At 73.1% G+C, this 19,627-nt stretch carries 17 protein-coding genes; 12 read left to right on the forward strand and 5 right to left on the reverse strand.

Features of this window, described 5'->3' with window-relative positions; all coding sequences use genetic code 11:
- The first annotated feature begins 63 nt into the window (after positions 1-63).
- From ACQPXD_RS05145 to ACQPXD_RS05165, 5 genes are all read left to right on the forward strand, one after another.
- Entirely contained in the window at positions 64-1,191 is a 1,128-nt protein-coding gene (locus ACQPXD_RS05145) for a WxL protein peptidoglycan domain-containing protein (RefSeq protein ID WP_432835318.1), read from the forward strand.
- A gap of 190 nt (positions 1,192-1,381) precedes the next feature.
- A complete protein-coding gene (locus ACQPXD_RS05150; protein WP_432835320.1) occupies positions 1,382-2,194 on the forward strand; it encodes a sortase in 813 nt (270 codons plus the stop codon).
- 24 nt (positions 2,195-2,218) lie between these two features.
- A complete protein-coding gene (locus tag ACQPXD_RS05155) occupies positions 2,219-3,184 on the forward strand; it encodes a phosphate ABC transporter ATP-binding protein (protein WP_432835322.1) in 966 nt (321 codons plus the stop codon).
- Positions 3,185-3,211: 27 nt separating this feature from the next.
- Entirely contained in the window at positions 3,212-3,832 is a 621-nt protein-coding gene (locus tag ACQPXD_RS05160) for a hypothetical protein (protein ID WP_432835324.1), read from the forward strand.
- Between the two features lie 73 nt (positions 3,833-3,905).
- The gene (locus ACQPXD_RS05165) at positions 3,906-4,703 is read left to right on the forward strand and encodes a hypothetical protein (protein ID WP_432835326.1); all 798 of its coding nucleotides are present in this window, start codon (positions 3,906-3,908) and stop codon (positions 4,701-4,703) included.
- 200 nt (positions 4,704-4,903) lie between these two features.
- On the opposite strand, the gene ACQPXD_RS05170 is transcribed toward ACQPXD_RS05165, so the two are convergent.
- Positions 4,904-5,251: a hypothetical protein gene (locus ACQPXD_RS05170; RefSeq protein ID WP_432835328.1), complete on the reverse strand. Its 348-nt coding sequence runs from the start codon at positions 5,249-5,251 to the stop codon at positions 4,904-4,906.
- Between ACQPXD_RS05170 and ACQPXD_RS05175 the strand changes: the two genes are divergently transcribed.
- The 3 genes from ACQPXD_RS05175 (at position 5,235) to ACQPXD_RS05185 (ending at position 7,117) form a co-directional block, all read left to right on the forward strand.
- Positions 5,235-5,636: a hypothetical protein gene (locus tag ACQPXD_RS05175; RefSeq protein WP_432835329.1), complete on the forward strand. Its 402-nt coding sequence runs from the start codon at positions 5,235-5,237 to the stop codon at positions 5,634-5,636. The genes ACQPXD_RS05170 and ACQPXD_RS05175 overlap by 17 nt on opposite strands.
- Before the next feature lie 290 nt (positions 5,637-5,926).
- Entirely contained in the window at positions 5,927-6,271 is a 345-nt protein-coding gene (locus tag ACQPXD_RS05180; RefSeq protein ID WP_432835331.1) for a hypothetical protein, read from the forward strand.
- 39 nt (positions 6,272-6,310) lie between these two features.
- The gene (locus ACQPXD_RS05185) at positions 6,311-7,117 is read left to right on the forward strand and encodes a TIGR02452 family protein (RefSeq protein ID WP_432835333.1); all 807 of its coding nucleotides are present in this window, start codon (positions 6,311-6,313) and stop codon (positions 7,115-7,117) included.
- A gap of 191 nt (positions 7,118-7,308) precedes the next feature.
- Here the strand turns inward: ACQPXD_RS05185 and ACQPXD_RS05190 are convergent, their stop codons facing one another.
- From ACQPXD_RS05190 to eccB, 3 genes are all read right to left on the reverse strand, one after another.
- The gene (locus ACQPXD_RS05190; protein ID WP_432835335.1) at positions 7,309-7,605 is read right to left on the reverse strand and encodes a WXG100 family type VII secretion target; all 297 of its coding nucleotides are present in this window, start codon (positions 7,603-7,605) and stop codon (positions 7,309-7,311) included.
- 20 nt (positions 7,606-7,625) lie between these two features.
- A complete protein-coding gene (locus ACQPXD_RS05195; RefSeq protein WP_432835337.1) occupies positions 7,626-7,967 on the reverse strand; it encodes a WXG100 family type VII secretion target in 342 nt (113 codons plus the stop codon).
- 146 nt (positions 7,968-8,113) lie between these two features.
- The gene (gene eccB, locus ACQPXD_RS05200; protein ID WP_432835339.1) at positions 8,114-9,517 is read right to left on the reverse strand and encodes a type VII secretion protein EccB; all 1,404 of its coding nucleotides are present in this window, start codon (positions 9,515-9,517) and stop codon (positions 8,114-8,116) included.
- A gap of 88 nt (positions 9,518-9,605) precedes the next feature.
- Here eccB and ACQPXD_RS05205 point away from each other — a divergent pair, with 88 nt between their 5' ends.
- A complete protein-coding gene (locus tag ACQPXD_RS05205; protein WP_432835341.1) occupies positions 9,606-10,361 on the forward strand; it encodes an SUKH-3 domain-containing protein in 756 nt (251 codons plus the stop codon).
- 1 nt (position 10,362) lies between these two features.
- On the opposite strand, the gene eccD is transcribed toward ACQPXD_RS05205, so the two are convergent.
- Positions 10,363-11,748, reverse strand: coding sequence for a type VII secretion integral membrane protein EccD (gene eccD / locus ACQPXD_RS05210; RefSeq protein ID WP_432835343.1), 1,386 nt, complete (start codon positions 11,746-11,748; stop codon positions 10,363-10,365).
- 135 nt (positions 11,749-11,883) lie between these two features.
- Between eccD and eccCa the strand changes: the two genes are divergently transcribed.
- The 3 genes from eccCa (at position 11,884) to ACQPXD_RS05225 (ending at position 19,105) form a co-directional block, all read left to right on the forward strand.
- Positions 11,884-15,834, forward strand: coding sequence for a type VII secretion protein EccCa (gene eccCa / locus ACQPXD_RS05215; RefSeq protein WP_432835345.1), 3,951 nt, complete (start codon positions 11,884-11,886; stop codon positions 15,832-15,834).
- A gap of 917 nt (positions 15,835-16,751) precedes the next feature.
- Positions 16,752-17,396: a hypothetical protein gene (locus ACQPXD_RS05220; protein WP_432835347.1), complete on the forward strand. Its 645-nt coding sequence runs from the start codon at positions 16,752-16,754 to the stop codon at positions 17,394-17,396.
- Positions 17,397-17,407: 11 nt separating this feature from the next.
- On the forward strand, positions 17,408-19,105 hold the full coding sequence (locus ACQPXD_RS05225) for a hypothetical protein (protein WP_432835349.1): 1,698 nt from the start codon (positions 17,408-17,410) through the stop codon (positions 19,103-19,105).
- The last annotated feature ends 522 nt before the right edge of the window (positions 19,106-19,627 follow it).

Here is a 19,627-nt window from a genome sequence, read left to right on the forward strand (position 1 = left end):
GCAACCAGCGTCGTGTTTGGCTTGTTGATCGCCTTCGCGGTCATGGTGACGGGGAGCCCGGCCGTGGCAGAGCCCGGGCCGTCGCCCACTCCGCCGGCCCCGGCCCCGCCGACCGGGACGGCCGCCCAGACGCCGCAGGGCTCGGTCACCTGGTCGGTGCAGCCGTCCAGCGCGCAGGGACCGGATGGTCGCAAGGAGTTCTCGTACACCGACATCAAGCCCGGCACCGTCGTGCGCGACTACGTCGCCGTGACCAACTTCAGCGCGATGCCGGTGACGTTCCAGCTGTACGCCACCGACGCGCTCAACGGCAACAACGGCGCGCTGCAGTTGCAGCCGGCCGCCGACAAGCCGCATGACATCGGCTCCTGGGTGTCGATCCTGAAGAGCAGCGTCACCCTCAAGCCGAACGAGCGCGCGATCGAGCCGATCACCCTGACCGTCCCGGACTCCGCCACGCCCGGCGACCACACCGGCGGCGTCCTCGCCTCGATCGGTGTCGAGGAGAACGGCGCCAACGGCCCGGTCAAGGTCGACCGCCGGCTCGGTGTCGCGATGTACCTGCGGGTCGCGGGCCCGCTGAACGCGGGCATCGCCATCGCGTCGGTGAGCGCCAGCTACCACGGCAGCGCCAACCCGATCAGCGGCGGCGACGGGGACGTGACGCTGACCGTGCAGAACACCGGCAACGTCCGGCTCAACGTGGCACCCGAGGTCGCCGTCAAGGGCCTGGTCTGGCTGCAGGTCGCCAGCACCCGCCCGGCGCCGATGCTCAACCTGCTGCCGGGATCGTCGGTGCAGATCACCGTGCACCTGACCGGCATCTTTCCGCTCGGTCCGATGACCGCGAATGTCCGCGTGACGCCGAGCCAGATCACCGCGCTCGGGCTGCCGCCGGCGCCGAGCGAACCGAAGGCCGCCGAGTCCGACGCGTTCGTGTGGGCCACGCCATGGCAGGTGCTCGTGATCCTGGTCCTGCTCGCCGGCGGGTTCTTCGGCGTCCGATGGCTGCGGCGGACGCGGCGCGGCCGGCAGAGCCGGGCGGTCGCCGACGCGGTGGCGAAGGCGCGCCAGGAGACGGTCGAGCAGCTCAGGCAGAAGGCGCTGGCGGCGAAGGCGGGCGCCGGCGCCCGGACCGGGGGCGGCGGCGCGAACGGTGGCGGCGACACCGGTACCGGGGCGTCGGGATGAGCCGCATCGAAGGGTCGAGTGATCTGGTGAGGCGCCCATGACCGCGTCCGACGTGCTGCCGGCCCACGGGCCGGCGGCATCGCCGCACGTCATCCCCCCGGGACCGGGACCCGCCGGGCCTGCGCGGCGGGACCGGCGCCGGGCGTCGCCGGCCGTCCAGTTGATCACGACCGCTATCACGATCTTCTCCGTGACGCTCCTCGGGTTCGGCGTCTACGTCGCCTTCCTGTCCCGGCTGCACCACGACCGCGTCCAGCTGACCGCCTACGCGGACTTCCGCAAGGATCTCGCCTTCGGTACCGCGCCGACCGGACAGACCAAGCCGACGGACTTGACGCAGCTGCTGGACCCCGGCACGCCGGTCGCCGTGCTCGACATCCCCAAGCTGCACCTCAAGGAGGTGGTCTTCGAGGGGACGACGAGCGGCGTGCTGCAGAAGGGACCGGGCCACCGGCGGGACACGCCGCTGCCGGGGCAGGCCGGCGTGAGCGTGATCATGGGCAAGTCCACCACGTACGGCGGACCGTTCGGGAGCCTCTCGACCCTGGTGCCCGGCGACGAGTTCACCGTCACCACCGGTCAGGGCCAGGGCGTACACCACTACAAGGTGCTGGACGTCCGGCATGGCGGCATGCCGGTGCCCCGGCCGCCGGCGGCGGGAGCGGGGCGGCTCACGCTGACCACGGCGTACGGCGGGATGTTCGCACCCTCCGACGCGCTGCGGGTCGACGCCGATCTGACCTCCGAGGTGAACCCGGCGCCGCTGTCGGTGTTCAAGGCATCCCAGCTCCACCCGGCCGAGCAGGTCATGGCGATCGACACCGGGGTGTGGTTCCCGCTGGTCTTCGTCGGCGAGGCGCTGGTGCTCGCGGTCGGCCTGCTCTCCGCCGCGCGCGTGTTCTGGGGCCGCTGGCAGACCTGGATCGTGGCCGTTCCGGTGGTCGGCTTCTTCGGCATCGCGACCGCCGACCAGGTCGCCAGGCTCCTACCGAACCTGATTTAACCGACGGACGAGGGATGTTGCACGGTGACCCGACCAGCCAACGACGACACCGCGGCCTTGCCACCGGCCGCCCCGGACCACAGCGACGCCACCCTCGCCGACGCCGGCTGGGCCAGGCCGGGCGCCCTGGACCCCAGTGACACCGGCTGGGCCAGCTCTCCCGAGGCGCTCGCCGTGTACGACGAGTACCTCGGCACCATTCGCGAGCGGCCCCCGCTGGCCGGGCTCGACGCCAGGGACATCAGCGCCTGGTTCGGCGACCACCAGGTGCTGGACCGGGTGACACTGTCCATGGCGGCGGGCAAGGTGACCGCGCTGATCGGCCCCTCGGGCTGCGGCAAGTCGACCTTCCTGCGCATCCTCAACCGGATGCACGAGCTGATCCCGGGTGCGTCGCTCGCCGGTGAGGTGCTGCTGGACGGCCGGGACATCTACGACCCGGCCCGGCGCCTGACCGACGCCCGCCGGCAGGTCGGCATGGTGTTCCAGAAGCCCAACCCGTTCCCGGCGATGTCCATCTACGACAACGTGGTCGCCGGCCTGAAACTCACCGGCCAGCGGCTCGGCCGCGCCGACAAGGACGCCCTCGTCGAGGAGTGCCTCACCAAGGCCGGGCTGTGGCGGGAGGTGCGCGACCGGTTGCGCCAGCCGGGCGGGGCGCTGTCCGGCGGCCAGCAGCAGCGGCTGTGCATCGGCCGGTCGCTCGCGGTCCGCCCGAGGGTGCTGCTGATGGACGAGCCGTGCTCGGCGCTGGACCCGACCTCGACCCGGGTCATCGAGGACACCATCCAGGAGTTGGTGGCGGAGGTGACCATCGTGATCGTCACCCACAACATGCAGCAGGCCCAGCGGATCAGCGACCACTGTGCGTTCTTCCTCGCCGAGCAGGGCACACCGGGCTACATCGTCGAGCACGGCCCGACCGACGCGATGTTCACCACGCCGCAGGACCCGCGCACCTCCGACTACGTGAACGGCCGGTTCGGCTGAGTCCAGAAGAAGGGTGCGTACTCGCTCATGAAGACCAGTCCCCTGCAGCGGCTCGCCCTCGCGGCCGCGGCGGTGGTTGCGGCGATGGGTGCGCCGCTGCTCGCTCCCTCGGTCGCCGTGGCCACGCTGCCGAATCCGTATCCCCCGGGTATCACCATGGGTGGCCTCCACCTGACGCCGGCCTCCGGCTCCGGCACCGACGTGCCGGCATTCACGGCGGACCACCCGTGCCGCCCGGGAACCAACCTGGCGAATGTCAACACCATCGACCTCGGCAACGTCGAGCAGACCCTCTCCGGCAACGTCGTCGGCGAGGCGGCACAGGTCAAGGGCTTCGGCGCCCCGTTCAGCACCGACATGAACACGGTCCAGCTCGCCGCCGGCACTCCCGGGACGGCCGAGCAGTTCCTGCTCATGGTCGACTGCCGGACGGGGCCGGCCCACGGCACGTACACCGACGCCGCGGTCGTGGAGTTCGATGCCGGCGGCAACTGGTCGGTGCGCAGTTCGCCGCGGTCGCCGGACACCACGTCGAGCGGTGGCGGCCGCACCACGGCCGTCGTGGCCGGCATCGCGGTCGTGGTGATCGGCGTCGGGGCCGGTTTGTGGTACGTCATGCGCCGCCGCCGCACCAGGTCCACCGCCTGATCGATCCGACGCCAGGTGGCCCGTGCGGGCCCTCGCTGGCACTGCCCTACCAGAAAGGTCAGCGTCCCCTCTCATGAAGACCACGCGCTCGAAACGGCTGGCCCTCGCGGCCGCCGCGATCCTCGGGGCGATCGGGGTGAGCCTGCTCATTCCCTCGATCGCCATGCCTGCCCTGCCGAACCCGCCGATTGCGGGTATCACCATGGGTGGCCTCCACCTGACCCCGTTCTCCGGTGACGGCAGCGAGACGCCGAGCTTCAACACTGACCACGCCTGCCCGGCGGGCACCACCCTGGCGAACGTCAACACCATCGACACGACCGGCGTCGAGCAGACGATTTCCGGCAACGCCACCGGTGTCGTGCCGACGCTGCCCGGTTTCGCCATTCCGGGGAACACCGACATGAACCTGGTCCAGTTCGTGGCCGGGACTCCCGGGACCGACGAGTCGTTCCTGTTCATGGTCGACTGCCGCACGGGTGCCGGCCACGGTACCTACACCGACGCCGTGCAGGTGGACTTCGCCGCCGACGGCAGCTGGATGGTCAGCGGGACCCAGCCGGGCACGCCGACTCCGTCGGCATCCGCGTCGTCGAGCCACTCGCCGTCCGCGTCGGCATCCGCGTCCGCGTCGCCGTCCGCGTCGCCGTCGCCGTCGGCCTCCGCGTCGTCGAGCTCGCCGTCGCCGAGCGCCGCGGAGTCTTCCTCGTCGCCGGCGCCCTCGGAGTCCGTCTCCCCGAGCCCGTCGCCCACCTTGCCGGTGACCGGCAGCAACGTGAGCGCCCTGACCGGCATCGCGCTCACGATGATCGCCGTCGGGGTCGGCCTGCGGTACGGCGCGCGCCGGCGCGGCCCGCAGTCCCGTACCTGATCGAGTTTGCAGGGGGTGGTCGGCCCGGGCGGCTGACCACCCCCTCTTGTGTGCCGATACCAGCGGGGCGGCCTCCTGGACACCCTACGGTCGTCGATGCGACAGACCGATTGGTCCGGTCCAAGTGGTCCGATCCTGGCCCGTCCGCCGGCCTGGACTCGCCGTCCGGAGGGCGTCCGCGGCGGGCATTCGCCCGCAATTCAGGCGTAAAGCTGGCCTAAGACACAGTTAAGGCGAACTTGGCTATCGCCTGTTCGGTCAGCCGTTTCTGCTGAATGGATTACTCCGCGTTTCTTGATGTTCATCTCGTGCATGTCCGGCGTGCGGTCAGGTACGCGCGGCGCGTCATCGCCGATATCGAGGGTCAGCACGGTGGCCTGCGCGCCGGACGGGCTACAAGTTGCCCGGCGCGCCGGCAACGAACATTCGGGGAGGAATGTCCAGATGCTGCCGCCGCGGTTCATTTTCCTGGCGATCGTCACACCCGACAATGACGAGTCTGTTGCGGATCGACAACAACGCACCGCATGGATGTTGTGCTCACCCAACAATCGGATCCTCGGCCGCGGGGAGCACCCCTTCGACACGGAGGCCGAGTGCCGCGAGGCGGTCCTCGGACTGGTGAGCGCGGCCGACCGGCTCGTCCCGGTCCCGACCGCGCTGGGCACCAGCGGGCACTGGGTGTGGCGGGTCGAGCTGGACGGGGTGCCGGTCGCGGTCTCGCACCGCTCCTACCTGCGGGCGCGCGAATGTCAGTACAACGTCGGGCGGTTCCTCGCGGCGCTGCCCGCCGCGCTGCTGACCGAGGGCCGGCGGCTGCTGCGGGAGGCGCCGCGGGCGGTCGAGCGGCTGACCCACGGCGTGGTGGAGCAGTCGGCGGCGCAGCGTCGCGTCCGCGGGGAGGCGGCCTGGCGGGTGATTTCTACCGCCTGACGGCCTCCGCCACGTCCGTTTCGCCGAATGGTGCACGCGGCGTTGCGTCGGCGCTGAGAAAATGCGGTATCCGTCATTCACGGCGATACCGCCGACATGGGTCCGCGGGCATTCGCGGAAACACGATGCCGGGCAACTCCGGCAAAGGTTGAAGGGCGCGAAATGAGAAGACTCAGTGGGTGTTCACCGGTTCGCCGGTCGGTGTGCCGGTGAAGGACACCCCGCCGACGCAGGATGGCCGCAACCTCGGCATCTCGCGGTATCCCCTGTTGCGCCGGAACGGACCAGTGATGAAGCCAGTCCGCACGAATCAGCCGTACCTCCGTCTCGCCCTGATGTTCGCGACCGTCGCCGGGTTTCTGCTGGCCGGCGCCCCCGCGCGCGCAGAGCCCGGCGACGTCGGGGTGCCGGTGCGTGACGACGGGATGCCGATCGTGGTCGTCGTGAGCGGTAGCCCCGAGTCGACCACGAGCCCCGCCCCCGGTGGCGGCGGTGGCGGCGGTGGCGGGCTGCCCAAGACCGGCCTCAACATCCTGCTCATCGCCGGCGCCGGCGCCGGCCTGGTGGCGCTCGGTGCGGCCGTGCGGGTCGCGGCCGGGCGGCGCCGGCTTCAGGGCGGGTCGTCGCTGAAATAGACCGGCGGCCGTCGCGCCGCCGCTGCTACGGTGGCGCGCGTGAGTGGCCGGTTGCGGGAGATCGCCCGCCAGACCGTGGCGATCGCCGAGCGCGGCGACTACGTCACGCCCTCCGGCGCGCCGGTGTCCATCGCCGCGGCGGTCTCGGCGGCGCTGGGCGGCACGCGGCTGTATGAGCCGGACGCCCCGCTGCCGCCCGCCGCCGCGGCGGGCGGCCCGCCGGCGATCGAGGTGACCCGCGAGTCGACCCTGCAGGCCGCGCGGCGCCTGGGCGACGACACCGCGACGCTGGTCTTCGCCTCCGCCAAGAACCCCGGCGGCGGCTTCCTCGGCGGCGCGCAGGCCCAGGAGGAGAGCCTGGCCCGCGCCTCGGCGCTCTACGCCTGCCAGCGCACCGCACCGCAGTTCTACGACTTCCACCGCGCCCAGCGCGACCTGCGCTACAGCGACCGGGTCATCTACTCGCCGGGCGTGCCGGTGTTCCGCGACGACCAGGGCCGGTTGCTCGACGCGCCGCACCACACGGCGTTTCTGACCTCGGCCGCGCCCAACCTCGGCGCGATCCTGCGCGACCAGCCCGCCGACGCCGCCGACGTGCCGGCGGTGCTGCGCCGCCGGGCCGCGCGGGTGCTCACCGTCGCGGCCGCGCACGGGCACCGGACGCTGGTGCTGGGCGCGTGGGGCTGCGGCGTGTTCCGCAACCTGCCGTCGGACGTGGCCGCGGCCTTCGCCGCCGCGCTGCGCGAGGCCCCCGGCTTCGACCGCGTCGTCTTCGCCATCTACGACCGGCTGCCGCACACGCCCGTGCACGCCGCCTTCAGCGAGGTCCTCGCCCCGTCCGCCTGACGGCCCGCCGCTACAGCGGCCGGCCGTGCCGGGGGACAGGGCCGCCAGTGCTGCACGTTCTTCCAGACTCTGGCGTCGATGCTGTCCCGGGTCGGTCGGAGGGCCACGTCCGTCGCCACGGTGCTCGTCAGCGTGAACGGCGTCCACGGCGGGCCGGCCGCGTGGCCCGGCCGGCGGGCCGGGCCACGCGGTCAGCGGGCGAACTTGGCGACGTTGGCCTTCTCGCGCGCCTGCATGATCTCCGCGGCCTTGAGCACCGCGCCCTTGATGCCGTTGAGCAGCGTCTGCAGGTCGGTGGCCGCAGTGGTCCACTCGGCCTTGCGCTGCAGGAACGCCTCCTGCGCGTCGCTCTCCCACGTCGCGACCATCGGCTGCACCGTGGAGTTGATGTTGTCGAGCTCGGACTGCATCGACGACAGCGCGCTGCTGATGTCGGCCGCGGCCTGGTTCAGCGCGGCGAATTCGACGATGATCTCGTCACCGGCCATGATGTTCTCCCCGTCTCGGCTCAGTTGATCATCAGGGCGCGGGTGATCTCGCCGGCGCTCGCGCCCGCCTGCTGCATCTCCTGGCGCATCTCGTCGTCGCTCAGGGTGTAGTCGCGGCCCGCGGTGGACACGGCCTGGGCGATGCTGCGCAGCGCGACGTTGAGGTTGGCGACGTCGCCGTCGAACCGGTCGCGGATCTGCTGGAACGACGACCCGCCCGCGCCGACCCACGCCGACTGCAGCGGGGTGAGCTCGCCCATCAGCTTGTTGAACATGCCGGTGAGCCGATCAGCGGCCCCGTCGATCTCCGCAGCGGTCTTCGCCATGACCGCGGCATCGGTGGTTACGCCCTTGCCAGCCATCGTCAGACCCACCTCCATTCGGTCTGTCCGCGCCTCCCCGTAGGGCGGCTAGCCGAGCCGTGCCGGATGCCCCGCACGACGTATCGCTCTACACGGTATCGAAGTTCGCCCACTTCCTGCAGGCCCAGGGGCCCTTCGGGGCCGGCTCAGCCGCTCAGCGGGCGCTGCGCGACCCGCGGGTCGAGGCTCGGCCCGGACGGGATCCGGGCCACGACCGCGGCCGGCAGCACGATCGGCTTGACCGAACCGTAACCGAACCAGGCCAGCTGCCCGGGGCTGGTCAGCGCGTAGCGCCGCCCCTGGTCGGTGACCAGGAACACGGTGCCGGCGTCGGTCTCCGACGAGGGCGCGGAGCGCACGACCGCGCCGCTGCCCGGCGGTACCACCACCCGATCGACGACCTCGTCGGTGCTGCTGCCGTTGGTGGCGATGCCCGCGTTCTGCGGCTGCGGGTCGCCGTTGACGAGAAACGTCGGGTCGGCGCGGCCGTCGGCGAACGTCGAGCAGATGGTCCCCGAAGCGTCGGCGCCGGTCATCGCCGGCACCTCGGCCGGCGCGTCGAGGTCGGTGGCGGCCGGCTGCGCGGCCTTGGGGGCGTTGGCCACGTCGGCCGGCTGGACCGGCAGCGCCTTCGGGGCCGTGCCCGGATAGGCGCCCGCGGTGTCCGGGTCGGCGAGGATCAGCGCCTGCTGGATCGGCGTGATCCGCAGCAGGTCGGCGGCGCGCACCAGGTAGCTCACGGTGGTACCGCCGCTGGTCGTGGTGAGCACCTGCCCGACCAGGCGGTCCTTCACCGCGGTGGACCCCTTGCCGCGCCCGTCGACGGCGGGCTGGCTGATCTGCACGCCGACCGGCACGGTGTTGAGCCACGCCCCGTCGACGGCCAGCTTGGGCTGCTGGTCGATGCCGAGGGCGGCGAGCTGCTTGGCGTTGCCGAACAGGAAGCGGTGGCCGTGCCAGATGAGGTACGTCCGCTGCGACGTGTCGCGGACCAGCACCCCGCTGTCGCCGAGCTGGTGCCCGCCGCCCGGCGTGCGCCCGACCAGCAGCAGGCTGGTGACGGTGGGGGCGCCGGCGTCGTCGCGGCCGCTCATCGCGCACGTCGACCAGGCCTCCCGCAGCAGGCGGCCGGCCGGCGGCAGCGCGTCGGGCGCGCCGGCGATGCCGATGAGCGGGCCGCGGGCGGCGCCGACCAGGGACTCCCGCGACACGGTCACGGTCGTGACCGGACGCCCTATCGCGAGTACCGCCGAGGCAAAATTGGCGACGGGATAGAGCACGCCGTCGCGGTAGACATATCGGGTCCCGGTCTCCTTCTCGATGACCACCGCGCCGTTGTCCTGCCAGCTGGTGTTGCCGCCGTGCTTGACCAGCCCGATCACGCCGAACACGGCGAGCGCCAGCACGGCGGCCATGACGCTGGCGAACCCGGCCCCGGCCAGCCGCCGGGTCGGTGACATCGACGGATCGGCCTCGCCCGATACGAACGCGTTCACGACGCGCTGCATGAGGTACTGGTACGACTGGATCTGTTCCCGACGGGACGGCATGTGGGTTGGTCCCCTCCCCATGGCCCTCGCACTGCGCGCGACGCTCGGCTGCATACGATAGGCCAGCGACGACGGAGGTGCGGCATTGGTGACGCCTGATGAGGCCACGCGGATCGCCCGTCCCTGGGCGCTGGCCAGCCTCCCGGTCAGCGGGGGCGAGGTCGGCCTCTACGAGTTCGACCTCGGCTACGTCGCGTGGGCGAAGGTGCCGCCGTCGGATCCGGCCCGCCCGCCGGAGGTGATCGGCGCGCCGCTGGCCGTGGTGGACAAGGAGACCGGCGAGCTTTCGACGTGGCCGTCGCTGTCCCCGCAGGACGTGGCCGGGCTCTACGAGCTCGAGATGGCCGCCCGCCGGCGTTTTCCCGATGAGGTACGCCGGGTGCTCACCGAGGCCGGCTGGCGCTCCGACCGCAACGTCGGCGCCTGGGTCGCGTCCTGGCTGCGCGACGTCTACGCCGCCGATCCGGAGACCGGGCAGCGCCTGCCGATCTTCCCGGCCGCCCGGGTCCTGCTGGAGGAGTTCGGCGGCCTGGCGTTCCGGCAGCTCAAGAAGCCCGGCGTGGGGACGAGCGGCTACGACGTGCAGTTCTGGCCGCTGGAGGGCCGGGTGCGGACCGACCTGTTCACCGACTTCGGCGCCGACCTGGGCGTGCCGGTGTTTCCCGTGGCGTGGTACGAGGACGGCCCGAGCGACCTGGCCATCGCCGCCGACGGCCGGGTCTTCCTGCTGCACGAGGCCGGCGAGTTCCTGGTCGGCGCGACGCCCGACGAGGCGATCGTCAACCTGGTCCGCGGCGAGCGGTTCCCACCGGTCGACGAGTACGGCGAGCTCGTCGAGGGGTGACTCACCCGGCCAGGGCGCGGACCCAGGCGTAGACGCCCAGCACCTGGCAGACGATCGGGATGCTGGCGAGCACCAGGACCACGTCGAGGATGTCGGCGAGCCGGCCCAGGTACACCGACGGCGGCCGCGCGCTGTAGCGCATGCCGGCCGTCACCGCCGCGACCGCGACGAGCAGCAGGGCCACGCCGACGCCCACCTGCACCGGCACGCTCGCCCCGGCGAGCCTCGCCATCAGCAGCGCCGCCCCGGCCAGGCCGGTGAGCAGCAGCGGCACGCGGTGCCGGACGGTGGCGAAGAGCCGGGCGCGCAGCAGGCCGGCCGCCGCGACCACGCCGACGAGGATGCCGGTGAACAGGCCGGCCTCGCGGCTGATCAGCCAGAACGACGCGACGTTGAGCACGGCGAAGGCGAAGAGCAGGCCGGTGAAGATCTCGTCGGCGCGGGCCACGGCGGCGTAGGTGGCGGCGGCGGGCGGCACCGGATCCTGCTGGAGCAGGTCGTCGCTGGTGCGCGGTAGCTGCGGCACGGGAACCTTGCCCAGCCGCACCGCGGCCAGCGGCAGCGCCGGTGCCAGCAGCACCAGCACGCCGACCAGCGCGGCGGCGCACTCGGCGGCGCCCAGCGAGGTCAGGCCGAGCAGTCCGGCGAGGACGCCGAGCGTGCCGATGGCGATGCCGGCGGCGAAGAGCCGGACGTTGGCGCCGACCGCGAGGTAGCCGACGATGGCGAAGACCAGCAGGGCGCCGGCGCCGGCGATCGTGTGCGGCGCGCCGAGGCGGGACAGCGGCTCGTCGCCGCCGAGCAGGAGCAGGCCGCCGGCGAAGGCGTAGACGAGGCTCGCCGCGCCGAGCGTGGTGCCGGCGGTGGCGTCGGACAGCGCCCGCGACAGCGCGAAGCCGCCGGTGAGCAGGCCGGCCGCGATGACCAGGGCGATGATCGCCGGTACCGTCCAGGCGGGACCGGCCAGCAGCAGCAGCGTGAGCGTGCCGAAGAGCAGGAACAGGCCGGCCGCGAGGCCGGTGACCCGGGTGGCGGCCGGGCTCCACGCGACGCCGTAGCGGCGGGCGCCGGCCGCGATCGCGTCGACCACGTCGTCGTACTCGAGCTCGGGCCACTCCTCGTAGCGCGGCGCGAGGTGCAGGATGTCGCCGTCGCGCACCTGTTGCGCGGCCAGTGTGCGGCTCAGGTCCAGGGTGCTGCCGTCGGTGCGGCGCAGCACCCAGCCGCCGTGGTCGAGCCCGTCGTCGGCCAGCGCCTCGCCCGCCCGCGGCAGGACACCGGGCAGCAGCATCGCCAGCGGGATCTGCTCCGGCAGGGCGAGGTCGAGCCGGCGCTTCGGCGCGGCCAGCACGACCCGGGCCAGCCCGGCACCAACGTTCTCGGCCATCGCCACGTGCCTTCCTGCATTCGTCTGCGTGACTGAATTTGTACTGTGTGTGCCGTAAGCCATCGAGAGTGCCCAACCTAGCAGCCACCTGGATAGCATGTGCGCATCGACGGGTTACGGGGAGGATGAACCCAAGTGAGCACTGTCGTGCGCCGCCGGCCCTCGCGCCGGGCCGAGCCCGAGTATCCCTCGGGCGAGGTCCTCCTGGAGGCGCCGCCCGAGGTGCCGGCGCCGACCGGCCGGGGCTGGGCGCAGATGCTCATGATGATCCCGATGCTGGCCGGTTCGGGCTCCATGGCGCTGATGTTCGCCGGGCAGCGCGGCGGCCCGCTGGCGTATATGACCGGCGCCATGTTCGGCCTGTCCGCGATCGGCATGCTCGCCTCGCAGTTCGGCCAGCACAGCGGGCCCGGCCGGCAGGAGATGCTGCTCGCCCGGCGCAACTACATGCGCCACCTCGCCCAGCGCCGCCGCCAGGTGCGCCGGGCCGGGCAGAAGCAGCGGGCGGCCCAGCTGTATCGCTACCCCGACCCCGACGCGCTGTGGTCGATCCCGGCCAGCCAGCGGCTGTGGGAGCGCCGCCCCGGCGACGCCGACTTCGGCATGGTGCGCATCGCGCTCGGGCCGCAGGATCTGGCGACCCCGCTCGTGCCGCCGCAGAGCAAGCCCCTGGAAGACCTCGACCCGATGAGCGCGGTGGCGCTGCGCCGGTTCATGACCACCTATGCCACCGTCGACGACCTGCCGATCGTGATGGCCCTCGACGGCTTCGCCCGGGTCTACGTGCAGGGCGACCCGGAGCGCACCCGGGCGCTGGCGCGCGCGATCGTCGCACAGGCGGCCGCCTTCCACGCGCCCGACGACCTGCTCGTCGCGGTGTGCGCCGGCCCGGGCGGGGCCGCCGCGTGGGAGTGGGCCAAGTGGCTGCCGCACGCGCTGCATCCGGGCCGCAGCGACGCCCTCGGCCCGCTGCGCCTGGTGTCGCCCAACGTGCCGGGCCTGGAGGCGATGCTCGACGACGTGCTGGCCAACCGGCCCCGGTTCAACCCGGTCAGCGGCTCCGACCGGGTCGGCGGCCCGCACCTCATCGTGGTGCTCGACGGCGGCGACGTGCTCGGCTCCGACCATCTGATGACGGAGGGCGGCGTCGAGGGGGTCACGGTCCTGGACCTGTCCACCCCGGCGCCGCGGCTGCTCGACCAGACCGCGCTGGTGCTCGGCATCGACGCCGACGGCACGCTGTCCAGCAGCACCTTCGAGGGCCGGGCCGAGGTGGGCCGGGCCGACCGGCTCAGCCTCGCCGAGATGGAGGGCCTGGCGCTGCAGCTCTCGCCGCTGCGGCTGTCCGCCGCCTCGCGCACCGAGCAGCGCACCAGCGGCACGATCGACCTGGCCGACCTGCTGGAGATCGGCCCGCCCGAGGACTACGACCCCAACCGGCACTGGGTGCCGCGCCCCCAGCGCGACCGGCTGCGCGTGCCGATCGGCTGGTCGCCCGACGGCACGATGGTGGAGCTGGACCTCAAAGAGTCCGCGCAGGACGGCATGGGCCCGCACGGCCTGCTCATCGGCGCCACCGGCTCCGGCAAGTCCGAGCTGCTGCGCACGCTGGTGCTCGCGCTGGCCGTCACGCACAGCTCCGAGCTGCTCAACTTCGTCCTCATCGACTTCAAGGGCGGCGCGACCTTCACCAAGCTCGACGTGCTCCCGCACACCAGCGCGGTGATCACCAACCTCGAGGACGAGCTGCCCCTGGTCGACCGCATGACCGACGCCATCAACGGCGAGCTGCTGCGCCGCCAGGAGCTGCTGCGCAAGGCCGGCATGTATGCCTCGCAGCGCGACTACGAGAAGGCCCGCACGGCCGGCGCGCCGCTGGCGCCGCTGCCGAGCCTGCTCATCATCTGCGACGAGTTCAGCGAGCTGCTCACCGCCAAGCCCGACTTCATCGACATGTTCGTGCAGATCGGCCGGGTCGGGCGCTCGCTCGGGGTCCACCTGCTGCTGGCTTCCCAGCGGCTCGAGGAGGGCCGCCTGCGCGGCCTGGACACGCACCTGTCCTATCGCATCGGGCTGCGGACGTTCTCCGCGGTGGAGAGCCGGATCGTGCTCGGCGACGTGGCCGCCTTCGAGCTGCCCCGCTCGCCCGGCCACGGCTATCTGCGCTTCGGCACCGAGCCGCTGAAGCGGTTCCGCGCCGCATACGTCTCCGGGGTGTATCGCCGCGACACCTCGGTGGCGCTGGCCGCCGCCGGCGGGCCGGTCGTGCGCGACTACGTCAGCGGTTACGTCGCGCCCCCGGTGACCGAGGAGCCGGTCGCCGCGCAGCCCGACGAGAACGCGGTCGGCGAGAGCATGCTCGACATCCTGGTCGACCGCATGCGCGGCAAGGGCGTCGCGGCGCACCAGGTGTGGCTGCCACCGCTGTCCGACCCGCCGACCCTCGACGCGCTGCTGCCGTCCCGCGTCGCCGACCCGGAGCGCGGCCTGACCGTGCAGGTCGCGGAGCTGCAGGGCAGCCTGCACGCGGTGGTCGGCATCGTGGACCGGCCGCTGGAGCAGCGCCGCGACCCGGTGTGGTGGGAGCTGGCCGGCTCGGCCGGGCACGCCGTCGTGGTGGGCGGGCCGGGCAGCGGCAAGAGCACGGTGCTGCGCAGCCTGATCCTGAGCCTGGCGCTGTCGCACACGCCGCGCGAGGCGCAGTTCTACTGCCTGGACTTCGGCGGCGGCGCGCTCGCCTCGCTGCGCGACGTGCCGCACGTGGGCGGCGTCGCCAGCCGGCTCGACCCGGGCGCCGTGCGGCGCACCGTCGCCGAGCTGCAGGTCCTGCTCGGCGAGCGGGAGCGGCGCTTCGCCGCGGCGGCGGTCGACTCGATGGCCACCTACCGCCGGGCCCGCCGCGCCGGTGAGCACGCCGACGACCCGTTCGGCGACGTGTTCCTGGTCGTCGACGGCTGGTCGACGATCCGCTCCGACTTCGAGGACCTCGAGCCGGCGATCAACGACCTGACCAACCGCGGCCTGACCTACGGCGTCCACGTGGTGGCGTCGGCGACCCGGTGGAACGACGTCCGCCCCGCGATCCGCGACCTCTTCGGCAGCCGGCTGGAGCTGCGGCTGGGCGATCCCAGCGACTCGCAGATCGACCGGCGCGCCGCGATGAACGTGCCGGACCGCACGCCCGGGCGCGGCGTCGTCCCCGGCGGCCTGCAGTTCCTCGGCGCGCTGCCCCGCGTCGACGGGCAGCAGACCGTCGAGGACCTCGCCGACGGCGTGGAGAAGCTGGTCACCGAGATCCGCGACGGCTGGCCCGCGGCCGGCGCCCCGCCGGTGCGGCTGCTGCCGGCGATGCTGCCCTACGAGAGCCTGCCGGTCACCGACCGCGAGCGGCCGGGCCTGCCGATTGGCATCGCCGAGTCCGACCTGCGCCCGGTGTGGGTCGACTTCACCGCCGACCCGCACTTCCTGCTCTTCGGCGACTCGGCGTCGGGCAAGAGTGCCTTCCTGCGCGCATTCGGGCAGTCCATCATCGATCGGTATGAGCTGGTCGAGGCCCGCATGATCGTCGTGGACTACCGGCGCAGCCTGCTCGGGGCGTTCGACAGCCCGCACCTGATCGGCACCGGGACGTCCGCCCAGACGGCGCAGACGATCATGGACGAGGTCGTCGGGGTGCTCAAGGCGCGGCTGCCCGGGCCCGACGTGACGATCGAGGAGCTGCGCACCCGCAGCTGGTGGAAGGGCCCGGAGCTCTACGTCCTGGTCGACGACTACGACCTCGTCGCCGCCGGCAGCACCAATCCGATCACGCCGCTGCTCGACTTCCTCAGCCAGGCCCGCGACGTCGGCCTGCACCTGATCCTGACCCGCCGCACCGGCGGCGCCAGCCGCGCCCTCTACGAGCCGGTGCTCATGCGCCTGCGCGAGCTGGGCTCACCCGGCGTGCTGCTGTCCGGCGAGCGCGACGAGGGCGCTTTGCTCGGCAACGTCCGCTCCGCGCACCAACCTCCCGGCCGCGGCTACTACGTGACCCGCAAGGAGGGCGGCCGCCTGGTCCAACTGGCCTGGCGCCCCCCGCCGGCCTGACCCTGCGCGCCGCGCTTCCCCCCGGCCCCCCGGCCCCCCGGCCCCCCGGCCCCCCCCGGCCCCCCCGGCCCCCCCGGCCCCCCGGCCCCCCGGCCCAGCCCCTCCGCCCGCGCCACCCCCCGCCGGGCCGCGCCACCCCCCGCCGGGCCGCGCCACCCCTGGCCTGGCCGCGGCCCATCGCCCGGCCGCGCTGCCCGTCCGCGCCGCTCCCCGCCCGGCCGCGCTGCCCGTCCGCGCCGCTCCCCGCCCGGCCGCGCTGCCCGTCCGCGCCGTTCCCCGCCCGGCCGCGCTGCCCGTCGGCCGTCCGCGCCGCTCCTCCTCCTGCCGCGCCACCCCTCGCCCGTCCGCGCTGCCCGTCGGCGGGCCGCGCGCTCCTCGCCCATCCGTGCCTCCTCTGTCCGCGCCACCCCTCGCCCGTCCGCGTCGCCCCTTCTCCGTCCGCGTTGTCCCTCACCCGGCCGCGGCCCGTCGGCCGTCCGCGCCGCTCCTCGCCCGGCCGTGCTGCCCGTCGGCCGTCCGCGCCGCCCCTGGTCCGTCCGCGCCGCTCCTGGCCCGGCCGCAGCGGTCCGCAGTCGGTGGCGGTAGCGATCTGGGGCGGCGCGGCGGTGGGACGTTCCGGAAATTTCGCCCTACAGGCGAAATCTCTGCCCGGCCCCGACCGCGGGCGGACGAAACCTTCCGTGATCATGATGCTCGCGGTGGCCGCACCAACGGTTTTTCATGATCTCGGAGACTTGTTGTACACAGGGGTACATCAGCACTCCGTGATCATGAAAAACCGTTGGTGTCGGTGGCGGGTTCGGCATGATCGCGGAGACTTTCTGCCGCTGGGCCGGCGTTGAGCTGGAGCGCCGGGGTGGCGTGCTCGGATATGATTGAGTAGGTTCGATCAGGGGTTCGACCTGCGGGGAGGGCGAATGAGAGACGACTACGACTCCGGTGATCTGCCCGGCCACGACGCCTGGCAGCCGGTCGATCATTCGCCGATCCAGGTCAACGTGGCGAGCCTTGCCGACTATGTGAAGCTCGTGGGCAAGGAGCTCGAGGACTACAACGAAAACCTCAAGTCCGGGGTCCTGCCGATGATGCGGGTCCAGTCGGCGTTCGCCGGGTTCGGCGAGGGCAAGCTCTACCGGGGCACGCACGCCAAGGCCGTCACCGCCGTCACCGACCTGCTCAAGGACGTGTCATTCAGCCTCAACTCGGTCGCGCAGGCGGCGCTGGGGATCTATTACGAGTACATCGGCGGAGACGACCTGGGCAAGGCCAAGGTCGACGACGTCTACGACGTGTTCTGGCCCTCCGACGGGCGCCCGATGGTGCAGGACGACACGCAGCCGTCGCAGCCCGAGACCGACCCCAACAAGTTCACCGGGTCCGCCAGCACCACCGACTACCTGCACATGACCGATCCCGCCACGGTCACCGACCCCGGCGACAGCTACTTCAACACGTGGGACCAGGGCTTCACCGTCGGCGACGGCGGCAACAAGTACGACGTCTACGGCAACCAGTCCGACATGATGGGCGCCCCGGCCGACCCGTTGAAGCCGCAGGACTGAGGGGCGGCGAGATGACCGACGAATACTACGGGTATACGCGGGTCCAGCTGCCCGGCAGCATCGCGCAGTACGACGACTACACCTACGGCACCGGCATCGTCGACTACCAGCCGACCGACTGGAATGCGGAGTCGACCACCATCGAGATGATGTGGCCGTGGATCCAGATCGACTCCGACGCCCGCGCGACGGCGCTCGCGGACATGTGGCGCCGGGTTCACACGCTGCTGGACAACACCGGCCGTAACCTGCGCCGCTACTCCGACGCGCTGGCCGACAACTGGAACTCCGACGCGAGCAAGGTCTTCCTGCGCGAGATCGGCGCGGCGCTGTCGTCGATCGACGAGTGGAAGGAGATCGCGAGCACCAACGCGACCGGTCTCGACGTGCTCGCGAGCACCATCGCGTGGAATCAGAAGAACGCGCTGCGGGTCTGGCGCGAGTACGTTTCGGCGATCAACAACCCCGGCAGCGTGCCCGGTAGCGCCCCGACCCAGGCCGGCCGGAAGGCCCAGCCGGAGAAGGAAGACCACCGCAAGGCGCGCCTGATCAAGAAGTACACCGAGGACATCAAGCCCTACGTGAAGGACCTCGCCGACACGTATCTCCTCGTGTACTTCAACTACCTGAGCTGGGGCACGCGCTTCAAGGGCCCGACCAACGCCGCGAAGGCGCAGGAGCCCACGATCCGCCCCGGCGGCCCGGGCGGCCACCTGCCGCCCCCGCCGATCCTGCCGCCGCCGGCCTTCCCCGACCCGGACCGGCCGGACCTGTCGAAGCTCGCCCTGTCCCAGCTCGGGATCGGCGAGCCACCGCTGCCCACCGGCGACCACGCGCTGACCCTGGCCGGCGGCGCGGTCGTGCCTTCGCTGCCGACGCTGCCCGAGTTCCCCACCGTGACCGGTGCCGGCGTGAGCGCGGCGCTGGCCGGCCTGCCGCCGCTGCCGGGCCTGTCCGGCCTCGGCCGCGGGGCCCTGCCGCCCGGCGTCGACCCCGGCGAGCTCAACTCGCGCCTGTCCGGCCAGCCGGGCGCCGGTGCACGCCCGCCGCTGCCCGGCCGGCCCAACCTGTCCGGCCTGCGCCCGCCGCCCAACGGCGGCGCTCGCCCGCCGGTGCCGCCGGGCCGCGGCAACCCCAACCTGCGCGGCGCCCGCGGCCGCGGGTCGGCGGTCACCGGCCCCGACCTGAGCGAGGAGATGCAGCGCCCCGGCTCGCCGCGCGCCCCGATGCCGCCCCGCCTGGCCGGCCGCCGCGGCTCCGGCCCGGCCGGCCACATGGCCCCGGAGAACGAGCGCCTGGGCGGCCGCGGCCTGCCGCCGGGCGCCCGCGGCTCCGGCGCCCCGGGCGAGCGGCTCACCGGCCGCCGCGGCCCGGCCGGCCTGCCGGCCGAGGAGCAGGAGGCCTTGAACCGCCGCGCCCAGGCCCGCCCGGCGCTCGAGGGCCGCGGCGGCTTGAAGCGCCCGGCCGCCCCGCTCGCCGACGACGCCGGCCGCGGCCCGACCCTGCGCGGCCGCAACGCCACCACCGAGCCCCATCACCAGCGCCCCGCCGGCGACCGGCACGGCGATCACCGCGCCGCCCACGATCCCGAGGTCGTGGCGGGCGAGGACGAGCTGTGGGCCCTGGACGGCTCCAACCCGGCGGTCATCTACCGCCCGCACACGCCCCCGCCCCCGACGGACCCCGGCCCCGCCATCGGCCGCCCCTGACCCGGCCCCGCCATCGGCCGCCCCTGACCCGGCCCCGCCATTGGCCGCCCCTGACCCGGTCCCTTCGCTAGCGTCTCTGCCAGCGGCGCGCCGCGGGGTCCGCTGTTGGCGGGCGAACCGCGGGCAGCCCCGCGACGCCTTCGGTGTCGCAGCGGAGCCCTGCGCCGCCGTGGCCCCCATGCCGGCCGGCCCGAAGCCGCCGTGCTCCGCCCGCACCCGCACCGGCCAGCGCCACCCTGGGGCCGGCACCGCTGGCCGCCATGACTGTCGGCGGCCGCGGTGCCCGGGCCTGCGCGTCCGGGCGCCCCACGGCGAGCGCGATCCGTGATGCGGTGGGTGCTGCATGCCGCGCGGGCCCAGCGTAGCGACCGGAAGTCTCCGTGATCATGCGCAACTGACACCGGCACCAACGGTTTTTCATGATCACGGAGCGCTGATGTACCCCTGTGTACAACAACCTTCCGAGATCATGAAAAACCCGTGACACGGCCACCAGGAGCATCATGATCACGGAGACATTCA

Source organism: Dactylosporangium sp. CA-092794 (assembly GCF_050948465.1).
GTDB lineage: Bacteria > Actinomycetota > Actinomycetes > Mycobacteriales > Micromonosporaceae > Dactylosporangium.

What these genes read in the sequence shown, in the direction of transcription:
- ACQPXD_RS05225 (WP_432835349.1), top strand. Translation starts at nt 17,408, where the DNA reads ATGACCGACGAATACTACGGGTATACGCGGGTCCAGCTGCCCGGCAGC.
- eccB (WP_432835339.1), bottom strand. Translation starts at nt 9,517, where the DNA reads ATGCCGTCCCGTCGGGAACAGATCCAGTCGTACCAGTACCTCATGCAG.
- ACQPXD_RS05190 (WP_432835335.1), bottom strand. Translation starts at nt 7,605, where the DNA reads ATGGCCGGTGACGAGATCATCGTCGAATTCGCCGCGCTGAACCAGGCC.
- ACQPXD_RS05180 (WP_432835331.1), top strand. Translation starts at nt 5,927, where the DNA reads ATGAAGCCAGTCCGCACGAATCAGCCGTACCTCCGTCTCGCCCTGATG.
- ACQPXD_RS05165 (WP_432835326.1), top strand. Translation starts at nt 3,906, where the DNA reads ATGAAGACCACGCGCTCGAAACGGCTGGCCCTCGCGGCCGCCGCGATC.
- ACQPXD_RS05220 (WP_432835347.1), top strand. Translation starts at nt 16,752, where the DNA reads ATGAGAGACGACTACGACTCCGGTGATCTGCCCGGCCACGACGCCTGG.
- eccD (WP_432835343.1), bottom strand. Translation starts at nt 11,748, where the DNA reads ATGGCCGAGAACGTTGGTGCCGGGCTGGCCCGGGTCGTGCTGGCCGCG.
- ACQPXD_RS05175 (WP_432835329.1), top strand. Translation starts at nt 5,235, where the DNA reads ATGTTGTGCTCACCCAACAATCGGATCCTCGGCCGCGGGGAGCACCCC.
- ACQPXD_RS05160 (WP_432835324.1), top strand. Translation starts at nt 3,212, where the DNA reads ATGAAGACCAGTCCCCTGCAGCGGCTCGCCCTCGCGGCCGCGGCGGTG.
- ACQPXD_RS05195 (WP_432835337.1), bottom strand. Translation starts at nt 7,967, where the DNA reads ATGGCTGGCAAGGGCGTAACCACCGATGCCGCGGTCATGGCGAAGACC.